Annotated in this window: 16 protein-coding genes and 1 pseudogene; 9 read left to right on the top strand and 8 right to left on the bottom strand. The window is 72.4% G+C overall.

Going from position 1 to position 20146, the window contains the following annotated elements; translation table 11 throughout:
* Positions 1-36: 36 nt before the first annotated feature.
* The 5 genes from GA0070624_RS00130 to GA0070624_RS00110 form a co-directional block, all read right to left on the bottom strand.
* On the bottom strand, positions 37-1296 hold the full coding sequence (locus GA0070624_RS00130; protein ID WP_091335456.1) for a sugar ABC transporter permease: 1260 nt from the start codon (positions 1294-1296) through the stop codon (positions 37-39).
* Positions 1293-2117 (bottom strand): ATP-binding cassette domain-containing protein, encoded by an 825-nt coding sequence (locus tag GA0070624_RS00125; protein WP_091335455.1) that lies wholly within the window; start codon positions 2115-2117, stop codon positions 1293-1295. Before GA0070624_RS00125 ends, GA0070624_RS00130 begins: the two co-directional genes overlap by 4 nt.
* Before the next feature lie 119 nt (positions 2118-2236).
* Complete coding sequence (locus tag GA0070624_RS00120; RefSeq protein WP_091335452.1) at positions 2237-3337, bottom strand: sugar ABC transporter substrate-binding protein; 1101 nt, start codon at positions 3335-3337, stop codon at positions 2237-2239.
* A gap of 217 nt (positions 3338-3554) precedes the next feature.
* Positions 3555-4034 (bottom strand): Cys-tRNA(Pro) deacylase, encoded by a 480-nt coding sequence (ybaK, locus tag GA0070624_RS00115; RefSeq protein ID WP_091335450.1) that lies wholly within the window; start codon positions 4032-4034, stop codon positions 3555-3557.
* Between the two features lie 50 nt (positions 4035-4084).
* Complete coding sequence (locus tag GA0070624_RS00110) at positions 4085-5305, bottom strand: THUMP-like domain-containing protein (protein WP_091335447.1); 1221 nt, start codon at positions 5303-5305, stop codon at positions 4085-4087.
* A 249-nt stretch (positions 5306-5554) separates the two neighbouring features.
* Here GA0070624_RS00110 and groES point away from each other — a divergent pair, with 249 nt between their 5' ends.
* The 3 genes from groES to GA0070624_RS00095 all read left to right on the top strand — a co-directional run bounded on the left by groES (position 5555) and on the right by GA0070624_RS00095 (position 9256).
* Entirely contained in the window at positions 5555-5869 is a 315-nt protein-coding gene (groES, locus tag GA0070624_RS00105) for a co-chaperone GroES (RefSeq protein WP_091335444.1), read from the top strand.
* Positions 5870-5939: 70 nt separating this feature from the next.
* A complete protein-coding gene (groL, locus tag GA0070624_RS00100) occupies positions 5940-7583 on the top strand; it encodes a chaperonin GroEL (protein ID WP_091335441.1) in 1644 nt (547 codons plus the stop codon).
* A gap of 122 nt (positions 7584-7705) precedes the next feature.
* On the top strand, positions 7706-9256 hold the full coding sequence (locus GA0070624_RS00095; RefSeq protein WP_091347828.1) for a molybdopterin-dependent oxidoreductase: 1551 nt from the start codon (positions 7706-7708) through the stop codon (positions 9254-9256).
* 203 nt (positions 9257-9459) lie between these two features.
* Here the strand turns inward: GA0070624_RS00095 and GA0070624_RS00090 are convergent, their stop codons facing one another.
* Positions 9460-9843, bottom strand: a complete 384-nt coding sequence (locus tag GA0070624_RS00090) for a WhiB family transcriptional regulator (protein WP_091347824.1) — start codon at positions 9841-9843, stop codon at positions 9460-9462.
* A gap of 255 nt (positions 9844-10098) precedes the next feature.
* Here GA0070624_RS00090 and GA0070624_RS00085 point away from each other — a divergent pair, with 255 nt between their 5' ends.
* The gene (locus tag GA0070624_RS00085; RefSeq protein ID WP_091335437.1) at positions 10099-10926 is read left to right on the top strand and encodes a response regulator transcription factor; all 828 of its coding nucleotides are present in this window, start codon (positions 10099-10101) and stop codon (positions 10924-10926) included.
* Positions 10927-10941: 15 nt separating this feature from the next.
* Here GA0070624_RS00085 and GA0070624_RS00080 read toward each other — a convergent pair whose 3' ends face one another.
* Positions 10942-11352 carry a DUF5319 domain-containing protein gene (locus tag GA0070624_RS00080; protein ID WP_091335434.1) on the bottom strand — a complete coding sequence of 137 codons (411 nt, stop codon included), beginning with the start codon at positions 11350-11352 and terminating at the stop codon, positions 10942-10944.
* A gap of 195 nt (positions 11353-11547) precedes the next feature.
* Between GA0070624_RS00080 and guaB the strand changes: the two genes are divergently transcribed.
* The 3 genes from guaB to GA0070624_RS00065 are packed head-to-tail and all read left to right on the top strand — an operon-like array spanning position 11548 to position 15694.
* The gene (gene guaB / locus GA0070624_RS00075) at positions 11548-13110 is read left to right on the top strand and encodes an IMP dehydrogenase (protein WP_091335430.1); all 1563 of its coding nucleotides are present in this window, start codon (positions 11548-11550) and stop codon (positions 13108-13110) included.
* 28 nt (positions 13111-13138) lie between these two features.
* Positions 13139-14257 (top strand): GuaB3 family IMP dehydrogenase-related protein, encoded by a 1119-nt coding sequence (locus GA0070624_RS00070; protein ID WP_091335428.1) that lies wholly within the window; start codon positions 13139-13141, stop codon positions 14255-14257.
* A 33-nt stretch (positions 14258-14290) separates the two neighbouring features.
* Complete coding sequence (locus tag GA0070624_RS00065; RefSeq protein WP_245718600.1) at positions 14291-15694, top strand: M1 family metallopeptidase; 1404 nt, start codon at positions 14291-14293, stop codon at positions 15692-15694.
* A gap of 6 nt (positions 15695-15700) precedes the next feature.
* Here GA0070624_RS00065 and GA0070624_RS36300 read toward each other — a convergent pair whose 3' ends face one another.
* Positions 15701-16816: an LCP family protein gene (locus GA0070624_RS36300; RefSeq protein WP_091335426.1), complete on the bottom strand. Its 1116-nt coding sequence runs from the start codon at positions 16814-16816 to the stop codon at positions 15701-15703.
* A 144-nt stretch (positions 16817-16960) separates the two neighbouring features.
* On the opposite strand from GA0070624_RS36300, the gene GA0070624_RS00055 reads away from it, so the two are divergent.
* Complete coding sequence (locus GA0070624_RS00055; protein ID WP_091335423.1) at positions 16961-18658, top strand: FAD-dependent oxidoreductase; 1698 nt, start codon at positions 16961-16963, stop codon at positions 18656-18658.
* 74 nt (positions 18659-18732) lie between these two features.
* Positions 18733-20146: pseudogene (gene guaA, locus GA0070624_RS00050) on the top strand (glutamine-hydrolyzing GMP synthase); the annotation flags it as partial.

The following is a 20146-nucleotide window of genomic DNA, read 5'->3' as shown; positions in this document are numbered from 1 at the left end:
TACTCCGTGTCCCCGCTGTTCAGCTCAGTCCGCAGGTCAACGGGTGCCGGTCGCGGCCGAGCGCCGGCGGGAGAGCGCGTCCACGCTGGCGGCGAGGAGCAGCACCACACCGGTGACCACGTACTTGACGCCCGAGCTGTAGCCCATCAGGCCCATGCCGTTGTCGATGACGGCGACCACCGCGCCACCGAGCACCGCGTCGAGGACCCGGCCCTTGCCGCCGAAGAGGCTGGTGCCACCGATGACCGCCGCACCCACGGCGTAGAGCAGGACGTTGCTGCCACCGGTGTTCGGGTCCACCGAGTTGGCCCGGCTGGCCGCGACGATGCCGCCGATGGCGGCCATCGAGGAGCAGATGACGAAGACGGAGATGCGGATCCGGTCGACGTTGATGCCGGCCCGGCGGGCCGCCTCCGTGTTGCCGCCGACCGCGTAGACGTGCCGGCCGTAGCCGGTGCGCTGAAGCACGAAGGTCCACAGGATCAGCAGCAGTGCGATGATCGGCACCACGATCGGCACGCCCTTGAGGGACACGACCAGCACGTTGCGGCTGCGCTCCAGGTTGAGGATGAACACCGCGAGGCCGAGGATCACCGCCAGCGCGGCGATCCGGGCGAGGACCACCGCGATCGGGTCGGTCAGCAGGCCCCGGGCGGCGCGCTGGCGGTGCCGGAGCAGTTGGACCGCCGCGTAGCCGGCGACGGCGACGGCGAAGAGCAGCCAGCCCACGGCCGGGGAGAGGTTGCGGTTGGCGATCGCCACCAGCGTCTCGTCCCGGACGGAGATGTTGGTGCCCTCCTTCATCAGCATCAGCACGATGCCCTGGAAGGCGAGGAAGCCGGCGAGGGTGACCACGAAGGACGGGATGCCGACCTTCGCCACCAGGAAGCCGAGGGCCGTGCCGATGACCACGCCGGTGGCGATCGCGGCGAGCACCGCCACGTACCAGGGGTAGCCGAGCACGGTCACCACGTTGGCCAGGACGGCGGCGCAGACGCCGCTGGCGAAACCGGCCGAGAGGTCGATCTCGCCGAGCAGCAGGACGAAGACCAGCCCCATCGCGATCAGCGTGACCGCCGCGCCCTGGGTGAAGAGGTTGGCGAAGTTGCCGGCCGTGAGGAACGACGGCCGCATGATCGAGAAGACCGTGCAGAGCACGATCAGGCCGAGCACGGCCGGCAGCGCGCCGATGTCGCCACCGCGTACCCGGCGCCAGTAGTTGCGGACGTGGCTGCCGACGGTGGGCACCGGCGCGACGGCGGCGGGGCCTTCCTTCTTGACGGCGGTGGTGGTCATCGGACGGCTCCTGGGGTCGTCTCTGCGGGCTCGGCGCCGTTCCCGTTGCCGCCCGCGGCCGGCTCTGCGGCGAGGCCGAGGTTGCCGGAGCGGCCGGCGGTGATCAGCTCGACCACCTGCGAGTGGGTGATGTCGGTGGTCTTCACCTGGGCGACCATCTGGCCGAGGTAGAGCGCGGCGATGCGGTCGGAGACGGCGAAGACGTCGTTCATGTTGTGCGAGATGAGCACCACAGCCAGGCCGTTGTCGGCCAGCCGGCGGACCAGTTCGAGCACCTGGGCGGTCTGCGCGACGCCGAGCGCGGCGGTCGGCTCATCCAGGATGACCAGCTTGCTGTTCCAGAGCACCGCCTTGGCGATCGCCACGGTCTGGCGCTGGCCGCCGGAGAGGCTGGAAACGTGCTGCCGCAGCGACTTCACCGTGCGGACGCTGAGCCCGGCCAGGGTCTCGGCGGCCATCTGCTCCATGGTCGGCTCGTCGAGCACGATCCCGCTGCGCTTCTCCCGGCCGAGGAACATGTTCTGCACGATGTCGAGATTGTCGCAGAGCGCGAGGTCCTGGTAGACGACCTCGATGCCGAGCGCGGCGGCGTCCCGGGGGCTGCTGATATTGACCGGTCTGCCCTCGAAGAGAGACTCGCCGGAGTCGGTCGGGTAGATGCCGCTGATGCACTTGACCAGGGTCGACTTGCCGGCGCCGTTGTCACCGACAAGTGCGGTCACCTCACCGGCGTGCGCGGCGAAGGCGACGTCGCGAAGTACCTGGACGGGACCGAAGCTCTTGTCGATCCCGCGTAGCTCCAGCAGTGGTGTTGCGGACACGGGGGGACTCCTTTGGACGGAGGGGAGATCTCGGAGCCCGTCCGGCGAGTGCCGCCCGGCACGGGAGGGCGCTCCCGTGCCGGGCGGCGGCTGCGCCTCGGCGGGTGGACGGCGTCAGGTCAGCTGATGCCGGCCGCGGTGCAGAGCTGGGCGTACGCCCCGGTGCAGAGCTCGTCCTTGGTGACGAAGCCGTCCGCAACGACGTCCTTGACGTTCTCCTTGTAGATCGCCTTCGGGGTCAGCAGCACGGCGGGGACGTCGCGGCCACCCTCCGGGTCCTTGACCGTCTGGCCGGTGTCCTTCTTCTCGCCCTTGGCGACGGCGATGGCCAGGTCGGAGGCGGCCTTCGCCTCCTCCTTGATCGCCTTGTAGACGGTCATGCACTGGTCGCCGGCGAGGATGTTCTGCAGGCCCTGCGGGGTGGCGTCCTGGCCGGTCACCGGCACCTTGCCGTTGAGCTTGTTCTTCTTCAGCACCGAGATGGCCGCGTTGCCGAGGCCGTCGTTGGCGGCCAGCACGCCGTCGATCTTGCCCTTGGTCGAGGTGAGCATCTGCTCGAAGATCGTGGCGGCCTGCGCGTTGTCCCAGTCCGGCACCGACTGGTCCGGACCCTTGGTGTAGTCCTTCGAGTCGAACTTCGGCTTGAGCACCGAGTCGTACCCGTTCTTGAACAGGGTCGCGTTGTTGTCGGTCGGCGACCCGTTCAGGTAGGCCACCACCGGGTTCTTGGCGCCCTTGTCGGTCAGGCACCTGCTCAGGCCCTCGCCCTGGAGCTTGCCGACGGCCACGTTGTCGAAGCTGACGTAGTACTGCGCCGAGCCGCCCAGCGTGAGCCGGTCGTAGTCGATGGTCGCGACGCCCTGCGACTTGGCCTTGTCGAGCACGGCCTTACCGGTGCCGGAGTCCAGGTTGACGATCATCAGGGCGGTCACGCCGTTGGTGATCATCTGGTCGGCGATGGTCTGGAACTGGGTCTTGTCGCCCTGAGCGTTCTGGATGTCGTACTTGACGCCGGCGGCCTTGAAGGCCTCCTCCAGGAACTTGCGGTCGGCGCCCTCCCAGCGGGCGGAGGACTTGCTGTCGGGCAGGATGACACCGATCTTCGGCGTCTTGCCGCCGGAGCCGGCCTGGTCGGTGCTGCCGGAGTTGTCGCCACAGGCGGCCATGCTGCCGGTGGCCAGCAGGCCCACGGCGGCGAAGGTGAGGAAGCCCTTGCGCATGTGCACGGGTCCTTTCGAGGGTGGGGGAGTAGTTGTCGGTGTTTTGTTGTGCCCGGCAACGTATTGCGGCCCGCCCCGCACGCGCAAGAGTGCCGAGGTCAGAAGTTTGTTGGCAGCGGTAACAATTCAGCAACGTGCCCGTCGCTCAGCTGTCACCCCGCTGAGAGCGCTCCCTGCTCACCGCCGGTGCGGCCGGTTTTTCCGGCCCTCGGAGGCCTCAGGCGGAGGAGACGGCGGCGGTGGTGGCGGAGGTCAGGGCGATCAGATCCGCGGGGGCCAGTTGGAGCTGGAGGCCGCGGCGGCCCGCCGAGACGTAGATGGTGGGGTGGTCCAGCGCCGACGAGTCGAGCACGGTGGGGAGCCGCCTGCGCTGGCCGAGCGGGCTGATGCCGCCGCGGACGTACCCGGTGGCGCGCTCGGCCACGGTGCGGTCCGCCATGGTCGCCCGCTTGCCGCCGACCGCGGCGGCGAGGGCCTTGAGGTCGAGCGCCCCGGTGACCGGGACGACCGCCACGGTGAGCCCGCCGTCGACCTCGGTGACCAGCGACTTGAAGACCCGCTCGGGCGGCACCCCGAGCGCCGCCGCGACCAGGGCGCCGTAGTTCGGGGTGTCCGGGGAGACGTCGTACGGGTGGGTGCTGTGACGGATCTTCCGCTTTGCCAGCAGCGCCGTCGCCGGAGTGCCCTGTCCCGCCATGCCCGACAAGCTAACGTGGCTCGGCGCGGTGGGCGAGCCGAAAACGGTCGTCAGGCCGGCACCGGTCGGCAGACCAGCACGGTCGGCGCGCCGGCCACCCGGGTCAGCACCAGGCTGGCCGCCGCGTCGCCGGCCAGCTTCAGGTCCCGGCGCAGCCGCTCCGGCTCCAGCGCCGAACCGCGCTTGAGGATCTCCACCCGGCCGACCCGGCGTTCCCGCAGCATGGCCCGCAGCCGCTTGAGCGAGAACGGCAGCACGTCCGTGACCTCCAGGCAGCGGGTGAACGGGCTGGCGACCGGGGCGTCGGTGTAGAGGTAGGCGATGCTCGGGTCGGCCAGCGTCGCGTCCAGCTCCCCGGCCAGCTCCGCGACCAGGTGCGCCCGGACCACGGCGGAATCCGGATCGTGCAGGTACCGCCGCACCGGCCCGACCGCCGCCTGTGCGTCACCGGAGCCGGCGAGCTGATAACAGGGGTCCCCTGCTCTACCAGAGGCGTTAACAGGGGGCCCTTCCTTCAATAGGGTCGCCCGGCGGGGGACCTCGGCGAGCCGGCCGCACCAGAGGGTGGCCTCGACCAGGTCGCCGGCCACGCTGACCCACTCCGCCTCGGCGCCCGCCGGGATCAGCGCGTGGTCGATTCCCGGCGCCACCTTCACCACCGTCCGCGGCAGCCGCTCGGCCAGCCCGACGACGAAGTCCCAGGGCGGCGAGTACGCGTTCGGGTCGAAGATCCGCCGCCCGGTGCCGGCCTTCCGCCGCGCCGGGTCGCAGAAGACCGCCTCCACCCGGGTCACGTCGAACGCGGTCGCGTCGCCGCACTCCACCGTGAACAGGTCGGCCAGCCCGGCCGCCGCGGCGTTCGCGGCGGCCATGGCGGCGGTCACCGGGTCGGCCTCCACGCCGTACACCCGGATGCCGGCGCGGGCAGCGGCGAGCGCGTCCGCGCCGAGGCCGCAGCCCAGGTCGGCCATCGTGCGCACCCCGGCGGCGCGCAACCGCGCGGCGCGCCGTGCGGCGACCGCGCCGCGGGTGGCCTGCTCCAGCCCGGCGCGGGTGAGGAACATGCCGGCCGCCGCCGGGCCGAACTTGCCGACCGCCCGCCGGCGCAGCTCGGCCTGGGTGAGCGCGGCGGCGGCCAGGCCGGCCGGGATGCCGGCCGAGCGCAGCGCGGCCGCCGCGGTCAGCGGATCGCCGCCGGCCAGCTCGGCGGCCGCCGCGAGCGCGGCCGACCCCTCGGGGGTACGCAGCGCGGCGAGCTGGTCGAGATCCACCCGGTCATTGTCCCGGCACCCGCGACCCGCCGGCCGGCGGGTTGGCACTCTCCTTGACGGAGTGCTAGCCGAGGAATAATCTGCGATTAGCACTCTCACCCTGAGGGTGCCAGCTCCCGGGCCGCGAGGCGCGGGCGCTGAACGCCAGGCGGACCGGCACCCGCGACGACGGCCCCGCCCGGTGGCATGTGGCAGATTGACGCCGGTCGGCCGCGCCGACCGGCAACGAAACCAGTACCCCAGGAGGGTATGCCCGTGACTACCGCGACCAAGGTTGCGATCAAGCCGCTCGAGGACCGGATCCTGGTCCAGGCGAACGAGGCTGAGACCACCACGGCGTCGGGCATCGTGATCCCCGACACCGCCAAGGAGAAGCCGCAGGAGGGCACCGTCCTCGCTGTCGGCCCGGGCCGGATCGACGACAAGGGCAACCGGATCCCGGTTGACGTCAAGGCCGGCGACACCGTCATCTACTCGAAGTACGGCGGCACCGAGGTCAAGTACGCCGGCGAGGAGTACCTGGTGCTCTCCGCCCGCGACGTCCTCGCGGTCATCGAGAAGTAAGCAACCGATCAGTGTCGTTGCCCCGGTCCGGCTCGCCGGGCCGGGGCAACGTCACTTCGAAGGGACATTCATGGCGAAGATCCTGAGCTTCTCGGACGACGCCCGGCACCTGCTGGAGCACGGTGTCAACGCCCTAGCCGACGCGGTCAAGGTCACTCTCGGCCCGCGCGGGCGCAACGTCGTCCTGGACAAGAAATTCGGTGCGCCGACGATCACCAACGATGGCGTGACCATCGCCAAGGAGATCGAGCTCACCAACCCGTACGAGAACCTCGGCGCGCAGCTGGTCAAGGAGGTGGCGACCAAGACCAACGACGTCGCCGGCGACGGGACCACCACCGCGACCGTGCTGGCCCAGGCGATGGTCCGCGAGGGCCTGCGCAACGTGGCCGCTGGGGCCAACCCGACCGGCCTGAAGCGGGGCATCGACGCGGCGGCGAGCAAGGTCTCCGAGGCGCTGCTCGGCCGGGCCGTCGAGGTCGCCGACAAGGAGTCGATCGCGCACGTCGCGACGATCTCCGCGCAGGACGCCACCATCGGCGAGCTGATCGCCGAGGCGATGGAGAAGGTCGGCCGCGACGGCGTCATCACCGTCGAGGAGGGCTCCGCGCTCACCACGGAGCTGGAGGTGACCGAGGGTCTCCAGTTCGACAAGGGCTTCATCTCGCCGAACTTCGTCACCGACGTGGAGGGGCAGGAGTCGGTCCTGGAGGACCCGTACATCCTGATCACCACGCAGAAGATCTCGGCGATCGAGGAGCTGCTGCCGCTGCTGGAGAGGGTCCTCCAGAACAACAAGCCGCTGCTCATCATCGCCGAGGACGTCGAGGGTCAGGCGCTGTCCACCCTGGTGGTCAACGCGATCCGCAAGACCCTCAAGGTCTGCGCGGTCAAGGCCCCCGGCTTCGGTGACCGCCGCAAGGCGATGCTGCAGGACATGGCGATCCTGACCGGCGCCGAGCTGGTCGCGCCGGAGCTGGGCTACAAGCTCGACCAGGTCGGCCTGGAGGTGCTCGGCACCGCCCGCCGCGTGGTGGTCGACAAGGAGAACACCACTGTCGTGGACGGTGGCGGTCAGCCCTCCGAGGTCGCCGACCGGGTCGCCCAGATCCGCAAGGAGATCGAGGCCTCGGACTCCGAGTGGGACCGGGAGAAGCTGGCCGAGCGGCTGGCGAAGCTCTCCGGTGGCATCGCGGTCATCAAGGTGGGCGCGGCCACCGAGGTCGAGATGAAGGAGCGCAAGCACCGCATCGAGGACGCGATCGCCGCGACCAAGGCCGCGGTCGAGGAGGGTACGGTCCCCGGCGGCGGCGCCGCCCTGGCCCAGATCCTCCCCGTGCTCGACGACGACCTCGGCTTCACCGGCGACGAGAAGGTCGGCGTCTCGATCGTGCGCAAGGCGCTGGTCGAGCCGCTCCGCTGGATCGCCCAGAACGCCGGCCACGACGGCTACGTGGTGGTGCAGAAGGTCGCCGGCAAGGAGTGGGGCAACGGCCTCGACGCCGCCTCCGGCGAGTACGTCGACCTGGTCAAGTCCGGCATCATCGACCCGGTGAAGGTGACCCGTAACGCGGTCGTCAACGCCGCCTCGATCGCCGGCCTGCTGCTCACCACCGAGAGCCTGGTGGTGGAGAAGCCGGAGAAGGCCGAGCCGGCCGCCGCCGGGCACGGTCACGGCCACGGTCACGGTCACCAGCACGGCCCGGGCTTCTGACCCGACGCCGGACGGCCACGTCAGGGCACACCGCCACGCCGGCGGTGTGCCCTGACCCGTTTCTGGTTACGGAACGCTGACGTCGCTACCGGTCGGCCCCGGTGATCCACAAGACTGGTCCGATGAGCACCACCTCCCGTGGGTACGCCGCACTGGCCGGGATCACCGCCGCAGCCGTGGCGATTGGCGCCGCCGAACCGGTGGCGGTCCTCACCGGCCCCCGTTCGGCGCCGCTGATCGCGGTCGGCGGGCTGGTCGTCGACTTCGTACCCGAGCCGGTCAAGCAGTTCGCCATCGCGCTCTTCGGCACGTACGACAAGATCGCTCTGCTGATCGGGACGGCGCTGCTGCTCGCGGCGTTCGCGGCGCTGCTCGGGGTACTGGCCGCCCGCCGGCTCTGGATCGGGCTGGTCGGCATCGCCGCCTTCGCCGCCATCGGGGTCGCCGCCGCGCTGACCCGGGCCGGCGCGGACGCCGCCGACGCGCTGCCCTCGCTGGTCGGCGCGGCGCTGGGCGCGCTGGTGCTCTGGCTGCTCCTGGCCGGTCCGCTGCAGACGGACCTGTGGTCCTGGTCCCCGCCCACGCCCGACGGGGACGAGGTGGATCCGGAGGGGCGGCGACGGTTCCTGACCGGAGCGGGGGCGCTGCTGGGCGCGGCCGCCGTCGCCGGGCTCGGCGGGCACTGGCTGGGCGGGCGGCGGGGCGTGTCGGCGGCCCGGCGGGCGGTCGCGCTGCCCACCCCGTCGGCGGCCGCCCCGGCGGTGCCGGCCGGCGCCGACCTCTCCCTGGCCGAGCTCGCCCCCTACGTGACCACGAACTCCGGCTTCTACCGGATCGACACTGCCCTGGTGGTGCCGCAGGTCGACCCGGAGACCTGGCAGCTGCGCATCCACGGCCGGGTCCGCAACGAGATCACGCTCAGCTTCGCCGACCTGCTCCGCCGGCCGCTGGTCGAGCGGTACGTCACCCTGGCCTGCGTCTCGAACGAGGTGGGCGGGGACCTGATCGGCAACGCGCGCTGGCTGGGCGTACCGATCAAGGAGCTGCTCGACGAGGCCGAGCCGGAGGAGGGCGCGGACCAGGTGGTCGGGCGCTCGGTGGACGGCTGGACCTGCGGCACCCCGACGACGGTGCTGCGGGACGGGCGGGACGCGCTGCTCGCGGTCGGCATGAACGGCGAGCCGCTGCCGGTCGAGCACGGGTTCCCGGTGCGGATGGTGGTGCCCGGCCTCTACGGCTACGTCTCGGCCTGCAAGTGGGTGACCGAGCTGGAGCTGACCAGCTTCGCGGATTTCGACGCGTACTGGGTCCCGCGCGGGTGGTCTGCGCAGGGCCCGATCAGGACGCAGTCGCGGATCGACACCCCCCGGTCGCGCAACCGGCTCAGCGCCGGCCCGGTCATGGTCGCCGGGGTGGCCTGGGCCCAGCACCGGGGCATCCGCCGGGTCGAGGTACGCGTCGACGAGGGCCCCTGGCGCGAGGCGACGCTCGCCCCGACGGTCTCGGCGGACACCTGGGTGCAGTGGTCCTGGCGCTGGGACGCGACCCCCGGGGAGCACACCCTCCAGGTGCGGGCGACGGACGCCGATGGTCAGACCCAGACCGGCCAGCAGCGGCCGGTCGCACCGGACGGCGCCACCGGCTGGCACACCGTCAAGGTCACCGTCCGCTGACCCGCCGCCCGCCCGGTTGCCGGGCTCGGAGGTTCCGTTCCGGGAATCCGGGGCTTGCTTCTGTCGTGCTCGCTTTGGAGCTGCCCGCACGAACGGGGCGCGGGCCCGGGTTCCCCCGTTCCGTGGCCCGGGTGCGCCGGCGGGGCAGCTCCACAGTGCCGGCCAGGCGGGCGGTCTGCTCGTGGCACGACCTGTCGGCCGGGTCAGGCGATCTTGCGCTGGGCCGGCACGGTGGACTTGTGCGGCCGGCCGAGGCGGGCCTCCAGCCGGGCGATGTCGACCCGGGTCTGGCGGCGGTCGGCCAGGTCCTCCCAGCCGAGGGCGAGCAGCCGGAGCCGCTCGGACTCGCTGAACCCGCCCCACACGCCGTAGGGCTCCCGGACGGAGAGGGCGTGCGCGGCGCACTCGGCGCGTACGGGGCAGGTCCGGCAGACGGCCTTGGCGCCGGACTCGCGGCGTAGCCGCGACGAGCCCCGCTCGCCGTCCGGGTGGAAGAACTGGGCGCTGTCCCGGCCCCGGCAGGCGCCGAGCCGCTGCCAGTCCCAGAGATCGACGATGGGTCCGGGCAGTCTACGTACGTTCGACATCAGCACCCCTCCTCCCGCGCGGCACCGCGGAGAATCCTTCGTGTGGCATTTACCGGGCGGCGGTCCGCGCAGGCGCACCGTTTCCGGCCTGGCGTCTCGGTACCCGAGCTTTCCCGCGCTCACACATCTTTGATCCAAAACCTCGGACAACTCGCGGCATATGCCCCATCTGCCGGAAAAGTTCGGATGATTGCCCGGAACCTCCTCCCGACGCGAGTCGGCCGTGGTCTGCTCTGAGGCGGAGAGGAGACCACTGTGCGTAGCGTTCTCGTGTGCCTTCGGACGCCGCTCGCCGCCCAGCACCTGACCTCCGCGGCGGCGCGACTCGGGCTGGCCTCGGTCGTCCGGACCGCCGTCTCCGATCCCGAGGTGATGCTGCGGCTGGCCGAGCGTCCGGTCGACGTGGTGCTCGCCGACACCGCCCTCACCCGGCCGGACAGCGCCGGTTTCGTGCGCCGGGTGCTCGCCCGCGCGCCGCAGGCCGCGGTGCTGCTGCTCGGGGCCGAGGAGGCGGAGGCGGCGGCGGCCACCATCAGCGCCGGGGCCAGGGGGCTCATCCAGGGCACGGACCACGACCTGACCAGCGCGGTGGCGAAGGCGCTGCTGCTGCTCTCGGCGCCCGGACGACCGGCCCGGCACCGGGTGACCGACCCGGCCCGGGACGCCGCGGCCGTCGGCGGCACCGCCCGGTCCACCCCGCCGGGGCGTACCCAGGGCGGTCCGACGCCGGCCTGGACGGCGGGGCCGGCGGAGGGGCCCGGGAGCCCGCCCACCGTGGTGCCGGTGCAGCGCGGCGACGACGAGGCCGAGCCGGCCGGCAATGAGCCGGAGTCCCCGCCGCCGACCGGTCAGCGCCCCGCCGCGGCCCCGCGCGCCAGCCGGGATTCGGTCGGCCTGACCGAACGGGAGCTCCAGGTGCTGCTGGGCATGGCCGAGGGGAAGAGCAACGCGGAGATCGGCCGGGAGCTGTTCGTCTCGGAGGACACCGTCAAGACCCACGCCCGCCGGCTGTTCCGCAAGCTCGGCGCCCGGGACCGGGCGCACGCCGTCGCCGCGGGCTTCCGCGCCGGGCTGGTCGCCTGATCGCGCGCCGGAGGGTCAGGCTTCGGAGGAGCTGTCGTCCTCGGTGCCCTCGGTGAGGGTGTCGTGCACGCCGTCGGCGTACCCGCGGGCGTAGTCCCAGGTGACGTAGTGGTCCGGGTCCGGATCGTAGGCCGGCTCGTGCACCCGGGGGCGGCCGGAGCTGAGCAGGTGGCGCAGATTGCCCCGGAGCAGGTCCCAGTCGAAGTAGTGCGGCTCGCGGCAGTCCTCGCACTCGATGACGAGCCCACGCACCCCGATCGGCGCCAGCAGGGCCTGGTAGATCTCCAGGTCGGCCAGGTCCTCCAGGACGTCCTGGCGCTCGACCTCGGTCAGCGGGCCGAGCGGGTCGTCCGCGCGCGGATCGTGCAGGCCCGCAGCCGGATCGGCCGGGTCGCCGTTGAACGGGTCGATGGGCTCATCGTGCACCCCCTCACCGTAGTCCCAACTGGCGGGGGAAGTCCGCCCCCGGCGGTCGTGTGGCGCCGCCTACCCGCTGCGCCGCTACCCGGGGCCGCACAGCCCAGTAGGTACGATGAAACGACGCGCCGTTGTCCCGGCGTGCGTCGGTGCCCACCCGCGCCGCCTCGCCGAAGCCCGTCCGAGCAGCTCAGGGGAGCAATCGTGGAGAATTCGCCCAGGACCGATCTTCCGGCCGGCGCCGACAACGGCGAGCTGGGCGGTCACCTGCCGGAGCTGCCCGCCGGCTCGGCGCGGGTGGTGCCACTCGGGCTGACCTTCGACGACGTGCTGCTCCAGCCGGGCGAATCGGACGTCGTGCCCAGCCGGGTCAACACCCGCACCCGGATGACCCGCAACGTCGAGCTGAGCATGCCGCTGCTCTCCAGCGCGATGGACACCGTCACCGAGGCCCGGATGGCGATCGCCATGGCCCGCCAGGGCGGCATCGGCGTGCTGCACCGCAACCTCTCCCTCGAGGACCAGGCGCTCCAGGTCGACCTGGTCAAGCGCTCCGAGTCCGGCATGATCACGAACCCGGTGACCGCCAGCCCGGACGACACCCTCCGCGAGGTCGACGCGCTCTGCGGCCGCTACCGCATCTCCGGCGTGCCGGTGATCGACGGCCAGGGGAAGCTGGTGGGCATCGTGACCAACCGCGACATGCGGTTCGTCTCCGACCCGGCCACCCCGGTCCGCGAGATCATGACCCGGACGCCGCTGGTCACCGCCAAGGTCGGGGTGAGCAAGGACGAGGCGCTCGACCTGCTGCGCCGGCACAAGGTGGAGAAGCTGCCGATCGTCGACGACTCGGGCCGGCTGCGCGGGCTGATCACCGTCAAGGACTTCACCAAGAGCGAGCAGTACCCGAACGCCACCAAGGACGAGGCCGGCCGGCTCCGGGTCGCCGCCGCGGTCGGCGTGGGCGAGGACGCGTACAAGCGGGCCCGCGCGCTGGTCGACGCGGGCGTTGACGTGCTGATCGTGGACACCGCCCACGGGCACCAGCGGGCCGTGCTGGACATGGTCCGCCAGCTCAAGAAGGACGTCTCGGTCGACATCGTCGGCGGCAACGTCGCCACCTACGCCGGCGCCAAGGCGCTGGTCGACGCGGGCGCCGACGGCGTCAAGGTCGGCGTCGGCCCGGGCGCCATCTGCACCACCCGGATCGTCGCCGGGGTGGGCGTACCGCAGATCACCGCGATCATGGAGGCGGCGCGGGCCGCGCGACCGGCCGGCGTACCGGTGATCGGCGACGGCGGCATCCAGTACTCGGGCGACATCGCCAAGGCACTGGTGGCCGGTGCCGACACGGTGATGCTCGGCAGCCTGCTGGCCGGCTGCGAGGAGAGCCCCGGCGAGCTGATCTTCATGAACGGCAAGCAGTACAAGGCGTACCGGGGGATGGGCTCGCTCGGCGCGATGCAGTCCCGCGGCCAGGCCAGGTCCTATTCCAAGGACCGCTACTTCCAGCAGGACGTGCTCGCCGAGGACAAGCTGGTCCCCGAGGGCGTCGAGGGCCAGGTGCCGTACCGCGGCCCACTCTCCGCGGTCGCCCACCAGCTCATCGGCGGGCTGCGCGCCGCGATGGGGTACGTCGGCGCGGAGAGTATCCCCGAGCTGCACCGGCGGGGGCAGCTCATCCGGATCACCGCGGCCGGGCTCAAGGAGAGCCACCCGCACGACATCCAGATGACCGTCGAGGCGCCCAACTACCACTCCCGCTGATCATCCCCCCAACCACCTGGAGTCCCCCATGCGTGACGTGGTCGAGATCGGGCTGGGCAAGACCGCGCAGCGCGGCTACCACCTGGACGACATCGCCATCGTGCCGAGCCGCCGGACCCGGGACGTCGACGACGTCTCGACCGCGTGGCAGCTCGACGCGTACCAGTTCGGCATCCCCTGCGTCGGGCACCCCTCCGACGCCACCATGAGCCCGTCCTCGGCGGTCCGGCTCAACCAGCTCGGCGGGCTCGGCGTGCTCAACGTCGAGGGTCTCTGGACCCGGTACGAGAACCCGACCAAGGTGCTCGAGGAGTTGGCCGCCCTCGACGATGAGACGCGGGCGACCAAGCGCCTCCAGGAGGTGTACGCCGAGCCGATCCGCCCCGACCTGATCGCCGAGCGGGTCCGCGAGCTGCGGGCCGGGGGCGGCACGGTGGCCGTCCGGGTCTCCCCGCAGCACACCCTGGCGCTCGCCCCGGTGATCCTCGACGCCGGCGTGGACATCCTGGTCATCCAGGGCACCATCGTCTCCGCCGAGCACGTCTCCACCACCGAAGAGCCGCTCAACCTCAAGGAGTTCATCGCCGACCTCGACCTGCCGGTCATCGTCGGCGGCTGCACCGACTACAAGACCGCGCTGCACCTGATGCGGACCGGCGCGGCCGGCGTGATCGTCGGCATCGGCGGCGACGACTGGTCGACCACGGACTCGGTGCTCGGCATCCGGGTGCCGATGGCCACCGCGATCGCCGACGCCGCCGCGGCCCGCCGGGACTACCTGGACGAGACCGGCGGCCGGTACGTGCACCTGATCGCCGACGGCGACATCCGGACCTCCGGCGACATCGCCAAGGCGCTCGGCTGCGGCGCGGACGCGGTGATGCTCGGCGAGCCGCTCTCGCTCTGCGAGGAGGCACCGGCCGGTGGCGCCTGGTGGCACTCGGCCGCCAGCCACCCGTCGCTGCCGCGCGGCGCGTTCGAGGTGGCGAACGAGCCGATCGGCCCGATGGAGCAGCTCCTCTTCGGCCCGGCCGACCAGCCCGACGGCCAGCTCAACCTGTTCGGCGGTCTGCGCCGGGCCATGGCCAAGTGCGGCTATCGCGACCTCAAGGAGTTCCAGAAGGTCGGCCTCGTCCTTGACCGCTGACCTCGACCCAGTTCGTCGGCTTAGGCTCAGCCGGTGAGGTGGGGTCGGGGCTGGTGCGCGGCGGCGCTGGTCGGGGCGCTGGTGCTGGGTGGGTGCACCCAGGCGGACGAGGAGCGGTTCCACCCCGGGGCGGCCGACGCGGGTGACCCGTACGTGCCGGGGGCCGGCAACGGCGGCTACGACGTGGCCGGCTACCAGCTGAGGGTCCGCTACGACCCGGCGAGCGACCGGCTCACCGGCGAAGCGACCGTCACCGCCACCGCCACCACCGGGCTGTCCCGGTTCAACCTGGACCTCGCCGGCCTCACCGTCGATCAGGTACGCGTCGACGGCGCCCCGGCGAGGCACCGGCGGGACGGCAACGAGTTGGTCGTCACCCCGGCGCACGGGCTGCCGTCGGGGAGGCAGTTCACCGTCGACGTGGCGTACGCCGGGGTGCCGCGACCGCTGCCCAGCGGCGAGCTGGGCAGCGGCGGCTTCCTCGCCACGCCCGACGGCGCGATCGCCCTCGGCCAGCCGGAGTCGGCCAGCACCTGGTTCCCGGTCAACGACCACCCGTCCGACAAGGCCACCTACGACCTGGAGATCACCGTCCCGGACGGACTCGCCGCGCTGAGCAACGGCGTGCTGCGCGGGCGGACCAGCCGGGGCGGCTGGACCACCTGGACCTGGTCCGAGGGATCGCCGATGGCCAGCTACCTGACCACGCTGGTGATCGGGAACTATCGGGTGTCGACGGGTACGCACGCCGGGAAGCCGATGGTCACCGCGGTCGCCGCCGGGCTGCCGGCGGACGGGCCGGCGGCCGCCTCGATCGCCCGGACCGGGGAGGTGGCGGACTTCCTGACCGACCGCTTCGGGCCGTACCCGTTCGCCGCGTACGGCGGCATCGCGATCGCCGACGAGCGCATCCGGTACGCGCTGGAAACCCAGTCCCGGCCGGTCTACGGGCCGGGCTTCTTCCGCGCCGGTCGGCCGAACACCACCGTGGTCGCGCACGAGCTGGCCCACCAGTGGTTCGGCGACAGCGTCTCGGTGGCCCGGTGGAGCGACCTGTGGCTCAACGAGGGCTTCGCCACGTACGCGGAATGGCTCTGGGACGAGCACGACGGCGGACGCCCCGTGGCGGAGGCCTTCATCGCCGAGTACGCGGCGACCGACTGGACCAAGCCGTCGGTGGACCCGGGCCGGCCGGCGATGTTCGGCGACGCCGTCTACAAGCGCGGGGCACTGGCCGTGCACGCGCTGCGCCGCGCGGTCGGCGACGACACCTTCTTCCGCATCATGCGCGGCTGGACGGCCGAGCACCGGGACGGCACCGTCACCACCGCCGACTTCGTCGCGTACGCCGAACGGGTGGCCGGCCGGCCGCTGCGTCCGCTCTTCGACGCCTGGCTCTACGGCGCCGAGCGCCCCGCCGAGCCGAAGCCCCGCTGACCTCGGTCAGGTCTTGACGCGCAGGGTCGGGTGGCTGGAGAGGAACGCCTCGGCGCGGCCGGCGCGGAGTTCGGTGAAGAACTGGCGGGCGACCGGGCGGAGTTGTTCGCCGCGGTAGGCGCCGTCCTTGCCCACCCCGCTGCCGGGGAGGCCGACCAGGACCAGACCGTTTGCGGGCATCCCGCCGAGGGCGTACGCGAAGTCGATCAGCCGGGTGCCGCCACCGGCGTACACCATGGTCTTGCCGAGGGCGCGGACCACCTGCTGGACCCGGTCCGGGTCCCGGGCCAGCCCCTGGTCGAGGATCTTGCGGACCAGCGCCCGGATCAGCTGCTGCTGGTGACGCTGCCGCGCGTAGTCACCCCCGGCGATGTAGCGCTGCCGGGCGTAGTCCCGCGCCTGCCAGCCGTTGAGGTGGCGGGTGCCCTTCTCGTAGACCATCTGCGGTCCGACGTACCCGCCGGCGGTGTGCTGCCGGTACTGCCCGTCGGGGCGCCGGTGGATCGAGGCGACCCGCTGGTCGATGTAGAGGTCCACCCCGCCCAGGGCGTCGATCAGCCGGTCGAAGCCGAAGAAGGTGAGCACCGCGCCGGCGTCGATGCGCAGCCCGGTGTACCGGCTGACCGTGATGCGCAGCAGCTCGTAACCCTGGGCGGTGCTCGGGTGGGCCTTGTCGCCGGGCACCCGGCTGCCGTAGCTCATCGCATGGGTGAGCTTGGTCCGGCCGCCCCGGTAACCGGACTTCGGGTAGGCCGGGATGTCGACCACCAGGTCGCGGGGGAGGGAAAAGAGGTACGCCCGCTTCAGCCCCGGCTCCACGTGCATGACCATCACCGCGTCGGCGTGCGGCTCCCAGCCCGGCACGGTGACCCGGGTGTCCACCCCGACGATGAGGAAGTTCAGCGGCCCGGTGATGTCGGCGCCGGGCGGCGGGGTGGGGCTGGCCGGGGCACTCGTCTCCGGCGCCGGGGTGGCCGAGCCGGCGACCGGGCCGGGGGCGGGCGCGGACCGGGAGAGCAACTTGCCGACCACCACCGCGCCGGAGGCGACCAGGAGCACCGTGAGCAGGGCCGCCAGCCCCAGCGGCCAGCGTCGACGTGCCGTTCGTGCACCCTGGGCCATCGGTGCCCCCTTCCCCGTATCTGGACAACGCTCCGACGGGCACTTCAGGTTGCGGCCCGGCGCGCTCCGGGTCGGTCGCGCGTCCTGCATGATCGCGGAAAACTGCCGCTGGCGCGACTGCTACCGGTCGGTAATGATGCCTTCATGCGGTACGACGTGGTCGTCATCGGGTCAGGATTCGGCGGCAGCGTCACCGCGCTGCGGCTCGCGGAGAAGGGCTACACCGTCGGCGTGCTGGAGGCCGGCCGGCGCTTCGCCGACGACGAGTTCCCGCAGACCTCCTGGCGGGCGCGGCGCTTCCTCTGGGCCCCCAAGCTGGGCTGCTACGGCCTCCAGCGGATCACGCTGCTCCGCTCGGCGGACCGGAAGGCCGGCGGCGGGGTCATGGTGCTCTCCGGCGCGGGCGTGGGCGGCGGCTCGTTGGTCTACGCCAACACCCTCTACGAGCCGCTCGACGCGTTCTACACCGATCCGCAGTGGCGGGGCATCACCGACTGGCGCGACGAGCTGGCCCGGCACTACGACCAGGCGAAGCGGATGCTCGGCGTCACCACGTACCCGATCGCCACCGGCGCGGACCGGGCGATGCGCACGGTGGCCGAGCGGATGGGGGTCGGGCACACCTTCCACGCCACCCCGGTCGGCGTGCACATCGGCCGTCCCGGAGAGCGGGTGCCCGACCCGTACTTCGGCGGCGTCGGGCCGGCGCGCACCGGCTGCACGCACTGCGGCTCGTGCATGACCGGCTGTCGGCACGGCGCGAAGAACACTCTGGTCAAGAACTACCTCTGGCTGGCCGAGCGGCTCGACGTCCAGGTCCACCCGCTCACCACCGCCACCGTGGTCCGCTCCGCGGCCGATGGCGGATACGAGGTGCACACCGAGCGCACCGGCGCCTGGTTGCGCAGGCGGCGCCAGGTGATCCACGCCGACCAGGTGGTCTTCGCGGCCGGCGCGCTCGGCACCCAGCGGCTGCTGCACGAGATGAAGGCGACCGGCGCGCTGCCCGGGCTCTCGTCCCGGCTCGGCGAGCTGACCCGGACCAACTCCGAGGCCATCCTCGGCGCGTCGGTGCCGCGGCAGCAGGCCCGGCAGCGGGGGCTGGACTTCACCGAGGGGGTGGCGATCACCAGCTCGTTCCACCCCGACCCGCAGACCCACATCGAACCGGTCCGCTACGGCCGGGGCTCGAACGCGATGGGGCTGCTCCAGTCGCTGCTGGTGGACGGCGGCCCACACCGGGTCCGGCGCTGGCTGGGCAGCATCCTCCGGCAGCCCGGGCTGGCCGCCCGGATGCTCTCCGTCCGCGGCTGGTCCGAGCGGACCGTGATCGCCCTGGTGATGCAGTCGGCGGACAACTCGCTCACCACCCGCTGGCGGCGGGGGCCGTTCGGCCGGCGGCTGGTCTCCGGCCCGGGCCACGGCGCGCCGAACCCGACCTGGATCCCCGCCGGCAACCAGGCGGTCCGGTTGCTCGCCGATGAGATCGGCGGTACGCCCGGCGGTGCGCTCACCGAGCCGTTCAACATCCCGATGACCGCGCACATCCTCGGTGGGGCGGTGATCGGGGCCACCGCCGACGACGGGGTGATCGACCCGTACCACCGGGTCTACGGGCACCCGGGGCTGCACGTGGTGGACGGCGCCGCAGTCTCGGCGAACCTCGGGGTGAACCCCTCGCTGACCATCACTGCCCAGGCGGAACGGGCCATGGCCTTCTGGCCGAACAAGGGCGAACCGGATCCCCGGCCGCCGCTCGGCGAGGCGTACCGGCGGTTGGAGCCGGTCTCCCCGCGCCACCCGGCGGTCCCGGCGGACGCCCCCGGTGCACTGCGGGGGTGAGCCGCGCAACACCGGCGCGGACACCGCCCGGGCAACGGCCGGGCGGGGCGTCACGGTCGGTAGGCTTTCTGCACATGAGCACGCCTCGCCCCGTCCTCGTGGTGGACTTCGGAGCCCAGTACGCCCAGCTCATCGCGCGCCGGGTGCGCGAGGCGAAGGTCTACTCGGAGATCGTCCCGCACTCGATGCCGGTCGCCGAGATGCTGGCGAAGAAGCCGGCCGCGATCATCCTCTCCGGCGGGCCGTCCAGCGTCTACGCGCCCGGCGCGCCCCAGATCGACGCCGGGATGTTCGCGGCGGACGTGCCGGTCTTCGGCATCTGCTACGGCTTCCAGGCGATGGCCCAGGCGCTCGGCGGCACGGTCGCGAGGACCGGCAACCGCGAGTACGGGGGCACCCCCCTGCGCGCCCGCGCCGAGGCCGGGGTGCTGCTCCGCGAACTGCCGGACGACCTGCCGGTGTGGATGAGCCACGGCGACTGCGTGACCGAGGCCCCGGAGGGCTTCACCGTCACCGCCGAGTCGGCGGGCGCGCCGGTCGCCGCCTTCGAGGACCTGGCCGGCCGCCGGGCCGGGGTGCAGTTCCACCCCGAGGTCGGGCACACCGCGCACGGCCAGGAGATGCTCACCCGCTTCCTCTACGACATCGCCGGCATCGAGCCCACCTGGACCCCCGAGAACATCATCGAGGAGCAGGTGGCCCGGATCCGGGAGCAGGTCGGCGACAAGGAGGTCATCTGTGGCCTCTCGGGCGGGGTCGACTCCGCGGTCGCCGCCGCGCTGGTGCACAAGGCCGTCGGTGACCAGCTCACCTGCGTCTTCGTCGACCACGGCCTGCTCCGCGCCGGCGAGGCCGAGCAGGTGGAGAAGGACTACGTCGCCGCCACCGGGATCAAGCTCAAGGTGGTCGACGCGCAGGACCGCTTCCTCGGCGCGCTCGCCGGGGTGACCGACCCCGAGCAGAAGCGCAAGGTCATCGGCCGGGAGTTCATCCGGGTCTTCGAGGCCGCCGCCCGGGAGATCGCCTCGCACGGCGACGTCGAGTTCCTGGTGCAGGGCACCCTCTACCCGGACGTGGTGGAGTCCGGCGGCGGTACCGGCACGCCAACATCAAGAGCCACCACAACGTCGGCGGCCTGCCGGAGGACCTGAAGTTCGCCCTGGTCGAGCCGCTGCGCACGCTCTTCAAGGACGAGGTCCGCAAGCTCGGCCTGGAGCTGGGCCTGCCCGAGGCGATGGTCTGGCGGCACCCGTTCCCCGGCCCCGGCCTGGCCATCCGGATCATCGGCGCGGTCGACAAGGAGCGGCTGGACCTGCTCCGCAAGGCCGACCTGATCGCCGGGAGGAGCTGAGCGCCGCCGGTCTCGACCGGGGCGTCTGGCAGTTCCGGTGGTGCTCCTGGCCGACGTGCGCAGCGTCGGCGTGCAGGGGGACGAGCGCAGCTACGGACATCCCGTGGTGCTGCGCCCGGTCTCCAGCGAGGACGCCA

The organism is Micromonospora rhizosphaerae, from assembly GCF_900091465.1.
Lineage (GTDB): Bacteria > Actinomycetota > Actinomycetes > Mycobacteriales > Micromonosporaceae > Micromonospora > Micromonospora rhizosphaerae.
Note: the sequence above shows the minus strand (reverse complement) of the source record. Positions and strands in the feature narration are given on the sequence as shown.

What these genes read in the sequence shown, in the direction of transcription:
- GA0070624_RS00090 (WP_091347824.1), bottom strand. Translation starts at nt 9,843, where the DNA reads ATGTCGAACGTACGTAGACTGCCCGGACCCATCGTCGATCTCTGGGAC.
- ybaK (WP_091335450.1), bottom strand. Translation starts at nt 4,034, where the DNA reads ATGGCGGGACAGGGCACTCCGGCGACGGCGCTGCTGGCAAAGCGGAAG.
- GA0070624_RS00070 (WP_091335428.1), top strand. Translation starts at nt 13,139, where the DNA reads ATGCGTGACGTGGTCGAGATCGGGCTGGGCAAGACCGCGCAGCGCGGC.
- GA0070624_RS36300 (WP_091335426.1), bottom strand. Translation starts at nt 16,816, where the DNA reads ATGGCCCAGGGTGCACGAACGGCACGTCGACGCTGGCCGCTGGGGCTG.
- GA0070624_RS00130 (WP_091335456.1), bottom strand. Translation starts at nt 1,296, where the DNA reads ATGACCACCACCGCCGTCAAGAAGGAAGGCCCCGCCGCCGTCGCGCCG.
- groL (WP_091335441.1), top strand. Translation starts at nt 5,940, where the DNA reads ATGGCGAAGATCCTGAGCTTCTCGGACGACGCCCGGCACCTGCTGGAG.
- GA0070624_RS00095 (WP_091347828.1), top strand. Translation starts at nt 7,706, where the DNA reads ATGAGCACCACCTCCCGTGGGTACGCCGCACTGGCCGGGATCACCGCC.
- groES (WP_091335444.1), top strand. Translation starts at nt 5,555, where the DNA reads ATGCCCGTGACTACCGCGACCAAGGTTGCGATCAAGCCGCTCGAGGAC.
- GA0070624_RS00120 (WP_091335452.1), bottom strand. Translation starts at nt 3,337, where the DNA reads ATGCGCAAGGGCTTCCTCACCTTCGCCGCCGTGGGCCTGCTGGCCACC.
- GA0070624_RS00055 (WP_091335423.1), top strand. Translation starts at nt 16,961, where the DNA reads ATGCGGTACGACGTGGTCGTCATCGGGTCAGGATTCGGCGGCAGCGTC.